General features: G+C 66.2%; 14 protein-coding genes and 1 other RNA gene. 8 read left to right on the plus strand and 7 right to left on the minus strand.

The genetic code is table 11. The annotated features are described in order from the left end of the window. Positions 1–47: 47 nt before the first annotated feature. From KTR66_RS21570 to KTR66_RS21580, 3 genes are read left to right on the plus strand one after another with little or no spacing between them, the layout of a single operon-like run. On the plus strand, positions 48–1103 hold the full coding sequence (locus tag KTR66_RS21570) for a glycosyltransferase family 4 protein (RefSeq protein ID WP_213616327.1): 1056 nt from the start codon (positions 48–50) through the stop codon (positions 1101–1103). Positions 1104–1149: 46 nt separating this feature from the next. Next, the gene (locus tag KTR66_RS21575) at positions 1150–3051 is read left to right on the plus strand and encodes a primary-amine oxidase (protein ID WP_213616329.1); all 1902 of its coding nucleotides are present in this window, start codon (positions 1150–1152) and stop codon (positions 3049–3051) included. A 53-nt stretch (positions 3052–3104) separates the two neighbouring features. Further along, positions 3105–4316 (plus strand): MFS transporter, encoded by a 1212-nt coding sequence (locus tag KTR66_RS21580; protein ID WP_213616331.1) that lies wholly within the window; start codon positions 3105–3107, stop codon positions 4314–4316. Positions 4317–4319: 3 nt separating this feature from the next. Here the strand turns inward: KTR66_RS21580 and KTR66_RS21585 are convergent, their stop codons facing one another. After that, positions 4320–5288 (minus strand): sialic acid TRAP transporter substrate-binding protein SiaP, encoded by a 969-nt coding sequence (locus tag KTR66_RS21585; protein ID WP_213616333.1) that lies wholly within the window; start codon positions 5286–5288, stop codon positions 4320–4322. A gap of 114 nt (positions 5289–5402) precedes the next feature. Between KTR66_RS21585 and KTR66_RS21590 the strand changes: the two genes are divergently transcribed. From KTR66_RS21590 to KTR66_RS21605, 4 genes are read left to right on the plus strand one after another with little or no spacing between them, the layout of a single operon-like run. After that, positions 5403–6923 carry a UxaA family hydrolase gene (locus KTR66_RS21590; protein ID WP_213616335.1) on the plus strand — a complete coding sequence of 507 codons (1521 nt, stop codon included), beginning with the start codon at positions 5403–5405 and terminating at the stop codon, positions 6921–6923. Between the two features lie 57 nt (positions 6924–6980). After that, on the plus strand, positions 6981–8078 hold the full coding sequence (locus tag KTR66_RS21595; protein ID WP_213616337.1) for a DUF262 domain-containing protein: 1098 nt from the start codon (positions 6981–6983) through the stop codon (positions 8076–8078). A 47-nt stretch (positions 8079–8125) separates the two neighbouring features. Then, positions 8126–8767 carry a hypothetical protein gene (locus KTR66_RS21600; RefSeq protein WP_213616339.1) on the plus strand — a complete coding sequence of 214 codons (642 nt, stop codon included), beginning with the start codon at positions 8126–8128 and terminating at the stop codon, positions 8765–8767. A 59-nt stretch (positions 8768–8826) separates the two neighbouring features. Continuing rightward, complete coding sequence (locus tag KTR66_RS21605; RefSeq protein WP_213616341.1) at positions 8827–9840, plus strand: C-terminal binding protein; 1014 nt, start codon at positions 8827–8829, stop codon at positions 9838–9840. Between the two features lie 51 nt (positions 9841–9891). Here KTR66_RS21605 and KTR66_RS21610 read toward each other — a convergent pair whose 3' ends face one another. The 6 genes from KTR66_RS21610 to ffs all read right to left on the minus strand — a co-directional run bounded on the left by KTR66_RS21610 (position 9892) and on the right by ffs (position 15760). Further along, entirely contained in the window at positions 9892–11451 is a 1560-nt protein-coding gene (locus KTR66_RS21610; protein WP_213616343.1) for a DHA2 family efflux MFS transporter permease subunit, read from the minus strand. Then, the gene (locus KTR66_RS21615; protein ID WP_213616345.1) at positions 11448–12593 is read right to left on the minus strand and encodes an HlyD family secretion protein; all 1146 of its coding nucleotides are present in this window, start codon (positions 12591–12593) and stop codon (positions 11448–11450) included. Before KTR66_RS21615 ends, KTR66_RS21610 begins: the two co-directional genes overlap by 4 nt. 87 nt (positions 12594–12680) lie before the next feature. Then, the gene (recR, locus tag KTR66_RS21620; RefSeq protein ID WP_213616347.1) at positions 12681–13271 is read right to left on the minus strand and encodes a recombination mediator RecR; all 591 of its coding nucleotides are present in this window, start codon (positions 13269–13271) and stop codon (positions 12681–12683) included. Between the two features lie 150 nt (positions 13272–13421). Further along, the gene (locus KTR66_RS21625) at positions 13422–13745 is read right to left on the minus strand and encodes a YbaB/EbfC family nucleoid-associated protein (protein ID WP_213616349.1); all 324 of its coding nucleotides are present in this window, start codon (positions 13743–13745) and stop codon (positions 13422–13424) included. Next, positions 13746–15635: a DNA polymerase III subunit gamma/tau gene (locus KTR66_RS21630; RefSeq protein ID WP_213616351.1), complete on the minus strand. Its 1890-nt coding sequence runs from the start codon at positions 15633–15635 to the stop codon at positions 13746–13748. 28 nt (positions 15636–15663) lie between these two features. Then, positions 15664–15760, minus strand: an RNA gene (gene ffs, locus KTR66_RS21635) — signal recognition particle sRNA small type. 103 nt (positions 15761–15863) lie between these two features. Between ffs and KTR66_RS21640 the strand changes: the two genes are divergently transcribed. Next, entirely contained in the window at positions 15864–16292 is a 429-nt protein-coding gene (locus KTR66_RS21640; RefSeq protein WP_249732334.1) for a YHS domain-containing (seleno)protein, read from the plus strand. The last annotated feature ends 226 nt before the right edge of the window (positions 16293–16518 follow it).

The raw sequence follows: 16518 nt of genomic DNA on the forward strand, positions 1-16518 counted from the left end.
GGGCCGCTTGCCCCGGGGGGCGGTGCGGGGCATAGGCAGCGGCACCCATGCCGGCCTCGCTCCTCCTCACCCATCTGTTGCTGGTCCTGCCGTTGGTGGGTCTTTCCGCGCTGATCGTGCGGGCGATGATCCGCTGGCCGATCCTCGACGTGCCCAATGCGCGCAGCGCGCATACGGTGGTCACACCGCGGGGCGGCGGTCTCGGCCCCGTTCTGGCCTTCGTCGTCGGCATGATCGCGCTCTACCAGATGGCCGATTTCGCGCGCATCGCGGAGCGGCAGTTCATCGGCGTGATCCTGGCCGCCATCGCCATCGCCGCCGTCGGCCTGCTGGATGACCTGCGCGATCTCTCGGCGCGGCTGCGCCTCTTCTGCCAGTTCGGCGCCGCGATGGTGGCGGTGCTGACCGGCCTGGTCCTCCATAGCCTCTCGCTGCCCGGCATCGGCGTCGTGCAACTCGGCTTCTTCGGCACGCTCATCACCCTCTTCTGGATCATGGGCTGCACCAATGCGGTGAACTTCATGGACGGGCTGGACGGGCTGGTGGGTGGCACCGTCGTCATCGCCTGCGCGGCGCTCGCCGCCATCGCGCTCAGCCTGGGCGGTGGCTTCATCTATGCGGCCTCGCTCTTCCTGGTGGCGGGCTTTCTCGGCTTCCTGCCCTTCAACCTGCACCGCGCGCGCATCTTCATGGGCGATGTGGGCAGCCAGTTCGCGGGCTTCATGCTGGCGGTCCTCGGCGTCGCCGCCGCCGGGTTCGAGCAGAGCCAGGTGAGCTTCCTCATCGTCCCGCTGCTGATCTTCGGCCTGCTCTTCGACGCCGGCTTCACGCTGCTGCGCCGCGCCCTGATGGGCGAGCGCGTGGGGGCCGCGCACCGCACGCATCTCTATCAGATGGCGCAGCGGGCCGGCGTGCCGGTGCGGGTGGTGGCGGGCCTGCATTGGGGCTTCACCCTGTTCCACGCCGCCCTCGCCATCCTGTTCCTCAACGTCTCGGCCGAGGCGAAGCCCTGGGTGGGGGCGCCGGCACTGGCCGTGCAGCTCCTCTGGGCCGGCTATGTGATGCACCGCATGCGCCGGGCGGGCCTCGGCTGGCGCGGCTGACGATACATGCCCTAGCCTGACCTTCCAGACGCGGAGGGCTCAAGGCATGGCAAAGACGGTTTCAGCAGCGACCACCCACCCGCTCGATCCGTTGACGCCCGACGAAATCCGTTGCGCCGCCACCGCGGTGCGCCAGGCGCATGACCTCGGCGCAGGCATGATGTTCGAGACCATCATGCTGCAGGAACCGGCCAAGGCCGAACTGGCCGCCCCCACCACCTGCCCCCGCATCGCCTTCGTCTGCGCCTTCGACCGCACCGATGGCCGCGTCTTCGAGGCGCGGGTGGACCTGAAGGCGGACCGCGTGCTCTCCTGGACGCCGCGCCCCGGCGTGCGCCCGCGCATCCTCTTCGACGACATCCTGCTGGTCGGCCGTGTCGCCCGCGCCGATCCGCGCTTCCTCGAAGCCCTGGCCCGGCGCGGCATCACCGATGTGGATCTCGTGCAGGTGGACCCCTGGTCCGCCGGGAATTACGGCCTGCCGGACGAGGAAGGGCGCCGCCTCTCCCACACCTTCTGCTGGCTGCGCACCAGCCCCGATGACAACGCCTATGCGCACCCGATCGAGGGGCTTTGCGCCGTCATCGACCTCGACCGCGCCGAGGTGCTGCGGGTGGATGATTATGGCGTGGCCCCGGTCCCGATGGGGGATCGCAACTACGCCGCCAAGTTCCGCGACAGCTTCCGCACCGATATCAAGCCGCTCGACATCACGCAGCCCGAGGGGCCGAGCTTCATTGTCACGGGCAACGAGGTGCAGTGGCAGAAATGGCGCTTCCGCGTCGGTTTCAACGCGCGCGAGGGGCTGACGCTGCACGCCATCACCTATGCGGATCGCGGCGTGATGCATCGCGCGGCGCTGTCGGAAATGGTGGTGCCCTATGCGCATCCCGGCGGTGGGCATTTCCGCAAGAACGCCTTCGATGTCGGCGAATACGGCTTCGGCGTGCTGGCCAATTCGCTCACGCTGGGCTGCGACTGCCTGGGCGCCATCCGCTATTTCGATGCCTGGCTGAATGACAGCAAGGGTGACCCCTACCGCATCGAGAACGCGATCTGCCTGCATGAGGAGGATCACGGCATCCTCTGGAAGCACACCGACCTGTTTACCGGAAAGGTGGAGGTGCGGCGCGCGCGGCGGCTGGTGATCTCCTCCATCTCCACCATCGGCAACTACGAATACGGGCTCTTCTGGTACTTCCACATGGATGGCTCGATCCATTTCGAGGTGAAGGCCACGGGCATCATGAACACCGCCGCGCTGATGCCGGGCGAGCAGCCGCGCTTCGGCACCATGGTCGCACCTGGCGTCTATGCGCAGCTGCACCAGCACGTCTTCAACATGCGGCTCGACATGGATGTGGACGGCACGGCGAATCGCGTGGTCGAGCTGGACACGGTGGCGCTGCCGATGGGCGCGGAGAATCCGCACGGCAACGCCTTCATGGTGCAGGAGAAGGTGCTGGCGCGTGAAAGCGAGGCGCAGCGCATGGCGAACTTCAACACCTGCCGGAGCTGGCGCATCGAGAGCACGGAGCGCCGCAACGAGATGGGCGCCCCCACCGCCTATCGCCTGCTGGCGCGCGACGTGCTGCCCAGCTTCTCCCATCCCGAGGCGATGGTGACGCGCCGCGCCGGCTTCATGACGCGCCACCTCTGGGTCACGGCCTTCGATGGCGAGGAGCTCTTCGCCGCCGGCCGCTACCCGAACCAGAGCGCGGGCGGCGACGGTCTGCCGGCCTATGTCGCGGCGGACCGGCCGCTGGACGGCGAGGATGTGGTGATCTGGCACAGCTTCGGCCTGCACCACATTCCGCGGCCCGAGGATTTCCCGGTGCAGCCCGTCATCACCTGCGGCTTCACCCTGCACCCGGACGGCTTCTTCGACGAGAACCCGGCGCTCGACGTGCCACCCTCGCGCAGCACGACGAGCTGCTGCGCGGGATGAGTGATTGCGGCACCTCCCCGGGCCAGCGAGACTGGCCCGAGGGAGAGACGTGAATGAGCAGCGCGGGCAGTATCGAGACCCGCTATTCCTGGGTGATCGCGGGCGCCACTTTGGCCATGCTCTCGCTCGCCGCCGGTGGCCCGATGACGGTGGTGATCGGCCTCGTCCCCATCGCCGAGACGCTGGGCTCCGGCCGTTCGCTGCCTTCGCTCGCCACCTCGCTCGCCTATTTCGGCACGGGCATCGGCGGCGTGGTCTGCGGGCTGCTGGCCGGGCGCTTCGGGCAGCGCTTCGTGGCGATGATGGGCGGTGTGGCCATCTTCGCGGGCCTCGCGCTGGCCTCGCTGGCCGAGCGCTGGTCGCTGCTGCTGGGCATCGGCGTGGGCGTCGGCCTCTTCGGCAATGGCGCGCTGTTCCCGCCGATGCTGGCCTATGTCTCGCTCTGGTTCGACAAAAGGCGCGGGACGGCGCTGGCGCTGGTCTCCTCCGGCCAATACATCGCGGGCTTTGTCTGGCCGAGCGTCTTCGAGCGCAGCATCGCGGCCTTTGGCTGGCAGCGCACCATGCTGGTCTATGGCGTGCTGGCCTCGGCCGTCATCGTGGCGACCGCCGCCCTGCTGCTGCGCCCGCCGCCGGTGCAGCCCACGGGGCCCGGCACGCTGCGCGCCGTGCCGGGGGCGAAGGTGCTGGGGATGTCGCCCAATCTCGCACTCGGCCTCATCGCCTTCGCGAGCTTCCTCTGCTGCATCCCGATGGCGATGCCGGCGGCGCATCTCGTTGCCTTCTGCGGGGATCTCGGCATCGCCAGCTCGCGCGGTGCCGCCATGCTCTCGGTGCTGCTGCTGGCGGCCTTCCTCTCGCGGCAATTCTGGGGATGGCTCTCGGACAAGCTCGGTGGCCTCTGGACCGTGCTGCTCGGCGGCCTCGCGCAGACCATCGGCATGATGGGCTTCCTGGTGACGCAGGACGAGGCCGGGCTGTTCTTCGCCGCCGCCGCCTATGGCCTGGGCTTCGCGGGCCTGGTGCCTGCCTATGTGCTGGCCGTGCGCGAGCTGTTCCCGGCGGTGGAGGTGACCTGGCGCGTGCCGGCGCTGCTGCTCTGCAGCCTCTCCGGCATGGCCTTCGGCGCCTGGCTGGCCGGCGTGATCTATGACGGCGTTGGCTTCTACGCCGCCGCCTGGTGGGCGGGCATCGCCTTCAATGTGGTGCAACTGGCCCTGGTGGGCGCGCTGATCGCGCGGATGCGGCGCGCGCCCACGGCTTAGCCCTTAAAGCGCCTGCAGACGGTCGTACTGCGCCCGCGTCCAGCCCACATTCTCATTGTGCAGCGGCACGCAGGCGGCGCGGAAGGCGGCGCGGTCGGGCTGCTGCACCGTCTTGCCCTGGGCGCGGAACCAGGCGGCCAGCTCCTGCTCCTGCGTGCGGATCGCCTGGCCGCAGCGGTCCGCGGCCTGGGCCAGCACCTCGCGGAAGATGCCGCGCTCATTCTCGTTCAGCCGCCGCATGGTGCCGCCGCCGATGATGGTCAGCAGGCTGTCCGTGATGTGGCCGGTGATCGAGATGTGGCTCTGCACCTCGTAGAACTTCTTGGCCTGGATGGTGGGCAGCGGGTTCTCCTGCGCATCCACCGTGCCGTTCTGCAGCGCGAGATAGACCTCGGCGAAGGCGATGGGCGTGGCATTGGCGCCCACCGCGCGCGCGAACATGAGGAAGCTCGGCGCCTGCGGCACGCGCAGCTTCAGGCCGCGCATGTCGGTGGGCTGCATGATGCTGCGATTCGCCGTCACCATCCGGTCGCCGTAGTAGGTGAGGGCGACCGCGTGATGGTTGGTCTGCCGGTCATAGCCGGCCACCAGCTCGCGATGCAGGTCACTCGCGCGATAGGCCTGGAAATGCGCATAGTCGCGCAGGGCATAGGGCGCGTGGCTGATGGCGATGGGGCGGAAGCTGGCGCCGGCGAAGGCCACGCCGGTGTAGATCATGTCCACCGTGCCGAGCGTCAGCGCCTGGTTGATCTGCGGCTCATTGCCCAGCGCCGAGGCGGCGAAGACCTCGATGTTCCAGCGGCCATTGGTGCGTTGCTGGATCTGCTGCGCGGCCCAGAGCGCCTCGGTGTGGTAGGGCTCGTTCACCTCATAGACATGCGCCCAGCGCAGGCGCGTGCCCTGGGCCAGGGCGGCATTGGCGACGAAGGGGGCAGCCAGGGCGCCGAGGCCCAGGGTGCGGCGGTTGATCATGTGGACTTCCTCGGTTTGGTTTTCTGGACGGGATGCTGCCGGTTTTCATGCGTCTTTCGCAATGGGGAATCGCGGGGCAGGATGGCGCAAACACGCGATGGGAGAGGCCGCGCCATGGAATCCGTGATCCGCCTGCATGAGGAAGACGGCGTGGTGATCGCCCGCCGCGCGCTGCCCGAGGGCACGCCGGTCGCGCCCAATGTGGTGGCGCGGGCGCGCATCCCGGCCGGGCACAAGGTGGCGGTGCGCGGCCATGCGCCGGGGCAAGAGATCCGCCGCTATGGCCAGATCATCGGTTTCGCGACGCAGCCCATCGCGCCCGGGGAATGGGTCCACACGCAGAACTGCGCCATGGGCGATTTCGCCCGCGACTATGCCTGGGGCGTGGATGCGAAGCCGACCGAGCCCGTTTCCGTGCCCGAGCATTTCATGGGCATCCGCCGCGCCGATGGGAAGATCGCGACGCGCAACTACATCGGCATCATCACCAGCGTGAACTGCTCGGCCCATGTGGCGGACCTGATTGCGCGCAGCTTCACGAAGAACCCCTTCCGCCCGGGCGATGACCCGCTGGCGGATTACGGCGCCGTGGATGGCGTGGTGGCGCTGACGCACAAGACCGGCTGCGGCATGACGGAGGGCGAGCCCCTGCGCGTGCTGCGCCGCGTGCTGGCGGGCTTCGCGCGGCACCCCAACTTCTCCCACGTCATCGCCATCGGCCTGGGCTGCGAGGTGAACCAGCTGGGCGGATTATTGGAGGAGCAGCGCCTGGCCGGCCGGCTGCGCACGCTGAACATCCAGGAGAGCGGCGGCACGCGGCGCACGGTGGAGGCCGGCATTTCCTTCGTGCAGGAGGTGCTGGGCGAGGCCAATGCCGTGAAGCGCGAGCCGGTGCCGGCCAGCGCGCTGAAGGTGGCGCTGCAATGCGGCGGCTCGGACGGGTATTCGGGCATCACCGCCAACCCGGCGCTGGGCGCGGCGAGCGATTTGGTGGTGCGGCATGGCGGCACCGTGATCCTCTCCGAAAGCCCCGAGACCTATGGGGCGGAACACCTGCTGACGCGCCGCGCCGTCTCGCCCGAGGTGGGGCAGAAGCTGGTGGATGTGATGAAGTGGTGGGAGGCCTATACCGAGCGCGAGGGGGCGGAGATGAACGCCAACCCCTCGCCCGGGAACAAGGCGGGCGGGCTGACCACGATCCTGGAAAAATCGCTCGGCGCCATGGCCAAGGCGGGGACGACCAATCTGGTGGATGTGGTGCGCTATGCCGAGCCGGTGACGGCACCCGGCTTCGTCTTCATGGACACGCCGGGCTACGACCCGGTGGGGGCGACGGGCCAGGTGGCCGGTGGGGCGAATTTGATGTGCTTCACCACCGGGCGCGGCAGCGTGTTTGGCTGCAAGCCCGCGCCTTCGCTCAAGCTTGCCACCAACACCGCCATGTTCCGCCACATGGAGGAGGATATGGACATCAATTGCGGCACGGTGCTGGACGGGACGGAGAGCGTTTTGGAATGCGGTGAACGTATTTTTCGGCATATGCTGGCGACGGCCAGCGGCGAGCCGACGAAGAGCGAGGCGCTGGGGTTTGGTGATGCGGAATTCGCGCCTTGGGTGTTGGGAGCAACGATGTAGAACATCGAGCAAGCCGCTTGCTGTCTCTGTCAAGTAGATGACGGATTGAGGACTTAAATGACCGATATTCAGCAAAAACTCGCAGATAAACTCTTCCCTATTTCAAAGGAAGAAGACATTGAAGTTCATAATATTCCTCCAGAGCAACGTCGCCTCCACACAGAAGCGGCTGATTATACAATTTCGACGATCAATTCTTATCTAAGCGAAAATAAAATACAGGTACCTGATTTTCAAAGGAACTTCGTTTGGACTAGGGGGCAGGCTTCTAGGCTTATTGAATCGCTTATCATTCAATGTCCGATACCAGTTATATATCTCAATCAAACATCGGATAATAAACTTCAGGTTATTGATGGAAATCAGAGACTGCAAAGTATAAGACTATTCCTTGCCAATGCCTATCAACTTCAAGGACTCACGACTTATCCGGAGCTTAATGGCCTCCGTTGGTCAGAGCTTGACCCTAGATTTCGAGATCATATAAATAATAGAACCTTACGATGCATCACAATTTTGAGGGATACTCATAGTCAGATCAAATATGATGTGTTTGAGAGATTAAATACGGGCTCTGTCAAATTAAATGCGCAAGAACTCAGGTATGGAATAAGTAATGGACGGCTAATGAAGTTGCTAGATCGGGTAGCAAAGAATCATCTTTTTGTTGAAATGACCGGGGTTCAGAACGACAAGCGCATGAGGCTGCAAGAGCTTGCCCTCAGATATTTTGCTTTTCGGCACTGGAAAGAGAATTACAAAAAGCCACTTAGTAGCTTTCTAGATCGATTTGCTGAAGTACATCAAAGTGTCAAAAGAGGTATCGATGAAAAATGGGAAAATGAATTTATTGAAATATTAGAGAGAGTAAATTCCTTTTTGGGGAAAGATGCATTTCGTCTACTTCTTTCTAGTGGCCAGTTTGGTGGGCAATTTAACGCTGCGGTTTACGACGCTCAGATGATCGCGTTTGCAACAACAACAAACAAGGCAATTATTGATGGCTCATTTCCAAAATCTAAATTAAAAAATCGAATCGTTAGACTATTTAGTGACGAAAAATTTCATTTGGCGGTTACGCGAGCCACTAGTGATGAGCAGGCAGTCGAGACGCGTGTCGCGTTATTTCGTCAGATTCTTGATCGTGCTAGATAATGCAATACAAAAAAAGCTCATCTCGCAAGAGATTTCAGCAGCAAATAATGGAATTATTTCGCTCGATCGAAGATGCCGAGTGCAATTTGTCGCAGCAAACTCGTCTCCGTGATATGGTATTCCAGGCAGCTATATTTCGTGCAAGCGCTGAACTTGAAATACTCATAAAAATACAAAATGAAACTTGGCTACAACAAGCTCACAAGAATAAACTTGCGCATAAAATCCCAGATCCGCTCGTTGGTTATATTGCAGCAGAAGCCTTTTCGACGTCTTTTCGAAAGCACGCGTTTAGCGGAAATGAACTTGAATTGTGTAATAACATTGTAAAAACACACAAGGCAAGACCTATACTAAGTAGACCATCGGAAATTAATTTTCCATTTGCGGTTTCTATTATACATAAAGACGTTGCTTATCCGTCTGCAAAAAATATAGATCGTCTTTTGAAGCGAATTGGTGTTTCGGGAGGAATTAATCAGATAAGCGCTAGACTTCGAGTTGATGCCGAAACTCTGGTTGAAAAGATACAGAGTGCTCGCACCGCTTTAGCGCATTCATTTGCGGGTCAAATGACATTCATCGACGTGCGGGACATATTGTGGTCTACGCTCAAACTTGGCCGCGCCTTGGATCAGATAATGTTTGATAATGTCGCCAAGCATGTAGATGTTTCTTGTTGGAATTAGACTGCGTAAATTCGACAAGCTGTCTAGACATCAGTGCCTCACCACGCCAGCCTCGCCACATGACCGAACAACTCACCGTCCTCGAACCCGAATCCCTCTACCCCGACACGCTGCTGGAGCAGCGCGTGATGGGCCCCGGCGTCCGCATCCTCCAGGGCCAGGCCAAAAAGGCCCTGATAGAGCTGCCGGATGAGCTCTGCGCCCAGGCCGATGGCCTGATGACGCTGCGCCTGGCCGTGCCGAAGGAGGCGCTGGCGCGCTTCCCCAAGCTCAAGGTCGTGATCCGCATGGGCGTGGGCTATGACCGCGTGGACCGCGCCTATTGCGCCGAGCGCGGCATCACCGTCTGCAACGTGCCCGACTACGGCACGCAGGAGGTGGCGGATACGGCCGTCACACTCGCCGCCACGCTGCGCCGGGGCATTCCGCTCTATCACGATGCGATGCGCGGCCCCGCGCCCTGCGCCTGGGGCGTGATCCAGAACCCCATCGTCCGCCGCTTCGACGTGCAGACCTTCGGCGTGCTGGGCCTGGGGCGCATCGGCACCGCGGCGGCGCTGCGGGCCAAGGCGCTCGGCTTCCGCGTGGTCTTCTACGATCCGCATCTGCCCAATGGCGCCGACCGCGCGATCGGCGTGACGCGGCTGGAGAGCCTGGAGGCGCTGATGGAGGCGAGCGACGTGCTCTCCATCCACACCCCGCTCACCCGCCACACGCGCGGCCTGGTGGGTGCCGCGCAGCTCGCGCGGCTGAAGGAGGGGGCGGTGGTGATCAACACCGCGCGCGGCCCGATCCTCGACCTCGATGCGCTGGAGGCCGGCTTGCGCTCCGGCCGCATCGCCGCGGCGGGGCTGGACGTGCTGCCGGTGGAGCCGCCCGTGCCGGAGCCGCCTTTGCTGCAGGCCTATCGCGCCGGCGAGGATTGGCTGCGCGGGCGTTTGATCATCCTGCCCCACATCGCCTTCCACAGCCCCGAGGCCTGGGATGACATTCGTTTGAAGAGTGCGGAGACGATGCGCGACGTGCTGGTCCGCGGCCTTCGCACCAACGTGATCGCCCCGGATTCTGACTGATGGAGGTGCAGGAAACTGAGTTTCCTGCTGGGGTCTAAGGGGCAAAGCCCCTTATTGCCTGTACCCCGGCGGTTTCTGTCTGAGCGTCAGCCCCGGCAGCACCGCGAGCAGGCAGAGGATGCCCACGATCAGGAAGGCGTCCCGGAAGCCCAGCATCTGTGCCTGGGCTTCCACCATCCGCATCATGAAGTCGTGGGCGGCGTCGCGCCGGATCACCTCCGGCAGCCCGCCCTGGGCGTAGAGGTTTTCCAGCAGGCGCCGGGTTTCGAGGCTGGCGCTGCCGCCATCCACCAGCGGGCCGAGGGTTTCGGCGTGGAATTGCGTCTGCCGTTCGAGATGCACGGCGATGAGGTTGGTGCCGAAGGCGCCGCCGAGCATGCGGCAGAAGTTGATGGTCCCCGCGCCCTGGCCGAACAGCGCCGGCGGCAGCGCCCGCATGGCGCCCACATTCATGTTGGGCATGGTGAGGCCAAGGCCCACGCGGCCGATCAGGATCCAGATCGCCAATTCCCAGAAGGGCGTATCGGTGCCCACCAGGCGCATCAGCCAGCACGAGAGGGCGAAGATGCCGAGGCCCAGGCAGACCGGAATCCAGGGCGGGATGAAATCCGCCATGCGCCCCGCCATGAGGAAGACGAAGGCGACGACCAGGCCCCCCGGCATCATGATCAGGCCCGAGCGGGTGGGCGTGTAGCCCTGCACGATCTGGACGAGGAGCGGCAGCAGGTAGGTCGAGCCAAAGATGGCGCCGCCATAGATGAAGGCGACGAGGGCCGCGGCCGCGAAGCCGCCATGACGGAAGACGCGCAGGTTCATCAGCGGCGCGGGCGTGATGCCCTGCCAGATCAGGAAGGCGAGGGTGGCGAGCGCCGCGACGCTGAGCTGGCCCACCACGCGGTTGGAGTTCCAGCCATCATGCTGCCCGTCGGTGAGGCCCGAGAGCAGCGTGCCGATGGCGATGGCGAGCAGCGCGCAGCCCAGCCAGTCGAATTGCCGCGCGGCGCCGGTGGCCAGCCGGCCGGGCATGAAGAAGAAGCTCATGAGAAGGCCAAGGGCGGCGGTGGGCAGGCTCAGGAAGAAGACGGCGTGCCAGGAGAATTCATCCACCAGGAAGCCGCCCAGCGCCGGGCCGGTGGCGGGCGCCATGACGACGCCGAAGCTGAAGAGGCCCATGGCCGTGCCGCGCCGCTCGGGCGGGAAGACGAGGAAGATCACCTGCATGGAGAGGGGCTGGAGCAGCCCCGCGGCCGCGCCCTGCGCCACGCGGCAGGTGACCATGACAGCGGTGGAGGTGGCCACGCCGGCGAGGATGGAGGAGAGGATGAAGACGCTGATGGCGAAGCCATAGGTGCGGCGAAAGCCGAAGCGCTCCACCGCCCAGGCGTTCAGCAGCATGAAGCCGGTGTTCGCCGCGAGGAAGCCGGTGGAGAGAAGCTGGCCTTCTTCGTGCCCCATGCCCAGCGCGCCCACGATGTCGGGCAGGGCGACGACGACGATGGTGGAGGAGAGGATGGTGGAGATGGTGCCGGTCAGCGCCGTCAGCGTCACCCACCAGCGGTAATTCGGCCCGAAGCGGGCGAAGAGCGCCTCGACGGTGGCGCCGTCCCTCACCCGCGCGCTTCGCCCGTGACGCGGACCAGCATGCCGGGGCGGAGAAGGCCGGGCGGGGGCGGCGGGTCGAGCCGCACGCGCAAGGGCAGGCGCTGGGTGATGCGGGTGAAATTGCCGGACGGGTTGGCGCTGGGCAGCAGCGCGAATTCGCTCGTCGCGGCCTCCACCATGCGGTCCACCACGCCGGTGAAGACCTGGCCGGGCCAGGCATCCACCGTGACGGTCACGGGCACGCCGGGGCGGAAATGCCGGACGTCGGTTTCCTTGACGTTGGCCTCGATGCGGATCTGCGCGGGCGAGTGCACCATGATGATGCGCTGCCCGGCCAGCACATATTCGCCCGGGTCCATGAAGATGCGGTCCACCACGCCGTCGAAGGGCATGCGGATGGTGCGGTCGGCCACGTCGAGTGCCGCGCGGTCGCGCGCGGCGGTGAGCTCGCGCTCCTGCGGGCCGAGGGCTTCGAGCTGGCGGGTGATGACCTGCATCTCCTCCCGCGCGGCCTGGGCGAGCGCCATCAGCGCCTCGGCATTGCGGATCTCGGCGGCGGCGGCGATGGCGCGGCTTCGGGCGGCATGCAGCGCCGCGTTCAGCATCTCGAAGCGCTGGCGGGTGCCGGCGCCGGTCTGGATCAGGCGTTCGGCGCGGCCCAGTTCGGCTTCGGCGAAGTCGCGCTCGGCCTCGGCGGCGGGCAGCGTGGTGCGGGCGGCGTCAAGCCGCGCCTGGGCGGCGGCGTGCTGGCTTTCGCTCTGCCGGTCCACCAGGGTAAGGCGCGCCTGCAACTCGCCGCGGCGGGCGGCGATGCCGGCCAGGCGGGCGTTGAGTTCTTCCACGGCGAGGGTGGCTTCGCGCGCGTCGATCTGCACCAGCAAATCGCCCTCGCGCAGCGAATCGCCGGCGGTGACGGGCAGGGCCTGCACCCAGCCGGGGACGCGGCTCGCCAGGATGACCATGTCGGAGGCGACGCGGGCATCGTCGAGGACGACATGGGTGAACTGGAAATGCAGCCAGCGCGCGCCGAAGCCGAGCGCGACGAGGAGGGCGAGCGAGGCGCCCGCGAGCCGCGCCCGCTGGCGCAGCGTCCTCCCCCTGACCTGCCCGACGCTGTCGCGCGTTCCGCGATCAGCCGGCCCGATATCCATCGCCGCATCCTTCCTGGTGCGCGCGCGGCGCGACCATCCCGGAGCATAGACCCGCTTTGATTGTCAGGACAATTCAGGAAGGCGGGGTCAGCGCCGCGCCTTGAAGGCGGCGGCGAGGGTGCCGTCATCCAGCACATCCAGCGCGCCGCCCATGGGCAACCCCTGGGCGAGGCGGGTGACGGGCACGCCGAGCGGCCGCAGCCGGTCCGCCAGGTAATGCGCCGTGCTGGCTCCCTCGACGGTGGCGGGCAGGGCCAGGATCACCTCGCGGATGCCGGGCGCGCTCGCGCGTTCCAGCAGCGGCGTGATGGAAAGTTCCTCGGGGCCGATGCCCGCCAGCGGCGAGAGCGTGCCGCCCAGCACGTGGTACAGGCCGTGATGCGCATGCGCGCGTTCCAGCGCCCAGAGCTCGCCCACGCCCTCGACGACGCAGATCAGCCCCTGGTCCCGGTCGGGCTCGGTGCAGATGCGGCAGGGGTCGCTGGCGTCGAGATTGCCGCAGCGCGAGCAGGGCTTCACCGCCTCGGCCGCCGCGCGCAGGGCATCGGCCAGCGGCAGCATGCGCGTCTCCGGCGCCATGAGCATCCGCAACGCCGCCCGCCGCGCGCTGCGCCGGCCCAGGCCGGGCAGCTTCGCCAGCAATTGGATCAGATGCTCAACAGGATCATTCGGCCGCACGAAACCTCCGAACCCTCACCGCGGGCCAGGCCCGCCTTCCGCCCCCCGGTGCCCCGAAGCGGCTCCGCCGCGAGGGCAGAGCCCACCTCCCAGGATCAAGACCAAAGCCGGGGCCCCCGGAAAATCGCGCAGCGATTTTTTGGGGGAGTATCAGAAGGGCAGCTTCAGGCCGGCGGGCAGGCTCATGCCGGCGGTGGCCTTCTGCATCTCCTCCGCCATCATCGCCTCGACCTTCTGCTTGGCATCGCCATGGGCGGCGACGATCAGGTCTTCCAGCACCTCGCGATCATCGGCGGTCATCAGCGAGGGATCGATCTGGATGCGGCGCAGTTCGCCCTTGCCGGTCAGCTTCACCTTCACCATCCCGGCGCCCGCCTGGCCCTCGACCTCGGTGGATTCGAGCTTGGCCTGCATCTCCGCCATGCGGGTCTGCATCTGCTGGGCCTGCTTCAACATATTGCCGAGATTCTTCACTCAATCCTCCTCTGGAAGGTCAAACCCCGCGGATTCCGCCTCGGGCGGCGCGAATTCGGGGAAATCGGGTTCTTCGTCCCGGATGATCGGCTTGAGGCCGTATTCATCCACGGTCTCGTCGCGCACGGTATCAATCTGCGCGCCGGGAAAGGCCAGCAGGATGGCCTGGACGATGGGGTGGCTCTGTGCCGCGCTGCGCCGGTCGGTCTCGGCGGCGCGGGATTGTTCGGCGAGCGTCGGCTCGCCCTCGGCATTGCTGAGCGCCACCGTCCAGCGCGCGCCGGTCCGTTCCTCCAGCAGCGCCTTGAGCTGCGCGCCCAAATCGCGCGGCGCCTGGGGCCGCACGCGGATCTCCACCTGCCCCGGCGCGATACGCACGGGATGCACGTCATGCAGCAGATGCGCGTGCAGCAGCGCCTGGTTGGCGGCTGAGGCGATGGCGGCGATCTCCCGCCATTGCGTCGGCAGCGGCGCGGTCGCGACGGCCGCCACGGCGCCGCCGCCCGCCACCATCCGCACGCCGCCGCCATTCGGTCCCGGTGCGGGCGCGCCACCGCCCGCCGGCACGGCGCCGCCCGATTCCAGGCGCTTCAGGATCTCGCCCGGCGTCGGCTGCTCTGCCACATGGGCGAGGCGGATCAGCACCATCTCGGCCGCCGCACGCCGGTCGGGCGCGGCCATGACTTCTTCCAGGCCCTTCAGCAGCATCTGCCAGGCGCGGGTCAGCATGGGCACGGAAAGGCGGGCCGCCAGCGCCGCGCCGCGCACGCGCTCGTTTTCCGGCAGGCCCATATCCTCGGCCAGCGCCGGGATGGCGGCGAAGCGCGTCAACATGTGGGTCTGCTCGAGCAGATCCTGCATGATGGTCAGCGGCTCGGCCCCGCGCTCATGCCCCTCGGCCATGCGCTGCATGGCGAGCGGCAGATCGGCGTTCATCACCGCTTCCAGGATGTCGAAGACCAGCGCGCGATCAGCGAGGCCCAGCATGTCCCGCACGGATTCGGTCGTCACCGCGCCGGAATCGCCGGCGAGCGCGATCGCCTGGTCCAGCAGCGAAAGCCCGTCGCGCACCGAGCCATCGGCGGCGCGGGCCAGCATCGCGACGGCCCCCTCCTCCAGGCTCGCATGCTCCTTCGCCGCGATGTTCTGAAAATGCCCGCGCAGCCGCTCTTCGGGCACGCGCTTCAGCGAGAAGGTCTGGCAGCGGCTGCGGATGGTGATGGGCACCTTCCGCAATTCGGTGGTGGCGAGGATGAAGGTGATGTTGGGCGGCGGCTCCTCGAGCGACTTGAGCAGGGCGTTGAAGGCCTGCTCCGTCAGCATATGGACCTCGTCCAGGATGAAGACCTTCTGGCGCCCTTGCGCGGGGCGGAAGCGCAGCGCCTCGCGCAGCTCGCGGACATCGTCGATGCCGCGGTTGGAGGCGGCGTCCATCTCCACCACGTCGGGGTGGCGGTCGGCCAGGATGGCGACGCATTCGGGGCAGACGCCGCAAGGGTCGGCGGTGGGGCCGCCCTTCCCATCCACGCCCACGCAGTTCAGCGCGCGGGCGATGATGCGGGCGGTGGTGGTCTTGCCCACGCCGCGCACGCCGGTCAGCAGGAAGGCGTGGTGCACGCGGCCGCGCGCGAAGGCGTTGCGCAGCGTGCGGACCAGCGCTTCCTGCCCGATCAGGTCATCCAGCACCTGCGGGCGGTATTTGCGGGCCAGCACGCGATAGGGCGCGGGCTTCGCGGGCGCCGGCGCGGCGGCGATGACCGGCGGCGGGGCGGGTGCGGCGGCAGGCGCGGGCGGCGGATCATCGAAGCCGAAAAGGCCCGGCCCCTCGGGAGGGGGCGGCTCGGGCAGGCCCTCCTCGGGGCTGGGTTCGCCGTAGAGATCGCTGGGCATCATCCAACCGGGGTGGGAGAGGGGGAAGGGTGGAAGGCCGGCGACGACCCGAGCAAGAACCCGTTACGGCTGCTTCCTTCCGGACCTGACCGGGTTGGCGAGGAGCCCGTCCGCACCGACCTTCCGCGGCGAGATATAGCACGCGCCGCCCGGCTTGCATCCCGGGGGGCGTAACCTTTGCACGACGCCCCGCGTAGTCCGGACAATCCCATGCGAAGGCTGCCCCGAATGCTGATCCGCCGTGCCCTGTTTGGCCTCCTCCTCGCCTCCCCCGCCGCCGCGCGCAGCTTCGCCGAGCGTGGCGTGGCCGTGCGGGGCACCGATGTGGTCGCCTATTTCACCGAGGGCCGCGTGGTGCGCGGCCGGGCCGAGCATGCGGCCGAGTGGGACGGTGTCCGCTGGCTCTTTGCCAGCGCGGCCCATCGCGCCCGCTTCCTGGCCGATCCGGCCGCGCATGTGCCGGCCTATGGCGGCTTCTGCGCCTGGGCCGTCTCCCAGGGCTACACGGCGCCGACGGACCCCAACGCCTGGCGCATCGTGGAGGGCCGCCTCTTTCTCAACTACGACCAGGCGATCAAGCGCCGCTGGGAACGTGACATCCCGGGCCATATCGCCCAGGGGGACGCCAACTGGCCGCGCCTCAACCAGGCTGGCTAGAGCCATTTCACCGCAAGCGAAGACGGTGAAACGGCTCCAGCACATTGTTTTCACGCATTTTCCGAGTCGCCAAGCAAAGCTGCCTGGCTTGAAAATGCTCTAGGCTCCAAACCCAATCAGTTCTAGGCGCGACGCGGCGGGGTGTGATTCAAGCTGCTGGGTAGCGGAGCTTGGGTCATGGCGGGTGAGTTCTGGCTTTCGGACCGGCAATGGGCGGCGATTGCGC

It is taken from the genome of Roseococcus sp. SDR (genome assembly GCF_019083995.1).
Classification (GTDB): Bacteria; Pseudomonadota; Alphaproteobacteria; order Acetobacterales; family Acetobacteraceae; genus Roseococcus.

Excerpts from the sequence above, each read along its gene's own strand:
- KTR66_RS21570 (WP_213616327.1), top strand. The coding sequence starts at position 48 with ATGCCGGCCTCGCTCCTCCTCACCCATCTGTTGCTGGTCCTGCCGTTG.
- KTR66_RS21575 (WP_213616329.1), top strand. The coding sequence starts at position 1,150 with ATGGCAAAGACGGTTTCAGCAGCGACCACCCACCCGCTCGATCCGTTG.
- KTR66_RS21580 (WP_213616331.1), top strand. The coding sequence starts at position 3,105 with ATGAGCAGCGCGGGCAGTATCGAGACCCGCTATTCCTGGGTGATCGCG.
- KTR66_RS21585 (WP_213616333.1), bottom strand. The coding sequence starts at position 5,288 with ATGATCAACCGCCGCACCCTGGGCCTCGGCGCCCTGGCTGCCCCCTTC.
- KTR66_RS21590 (WP_213616335.1), top strand. The coding sequence starts at position 5,403 with ATGGAATCCGTGATCCGCCTGCATGAGGAAGACGGCGTGGTGATCGCC.
- KTR66_RS21595 (WP_213616337.1), top strand. The coding sequence starts at position 6,981 with ATGACCGATATTCAGCAAAAACTCGCAGATAAACTCTTCCCTATTTCA.
- KTR66_RS21600 (WP_213616339.1), top strand. The coding sequence starts at position 8,126 with ATGGAATTATTTCGCTCGATCGAAGATGCCGAGTGCAATTTGTCGCAG.
- KTR66_RS21605 (WP_213616341.1), top strand. The coding sequence starts at position 8,827 with ATGACCGAACAACTCACCGTCCTCGAACCCGAATCCCTCTACCCCGAC.
- KTR66_RS21615 (WP_213616345.1), bottom strand. The coding sequence starts at position 12,593 with ATGGATATCGGGCCGGCTGATCGCGGAACGCGCGACAGCGTCGGGCAG.
- KTR66_RS21630 (WP_213616351.1), bottom strand. The coding sequence starts at position 15,635 with ATGCCCAGCGATCTCTACGGCGAACCCAGCCCCGAGGAGGGCCTGCCC.
- KTR66_RS21640 (WP_249732334.1), top strand. The coding sequence starts at position 15,864 with ATGCTGATCCGCCGTGCCCTGTTTGGCCTCCTCCTCGCCTCCCCCGCC.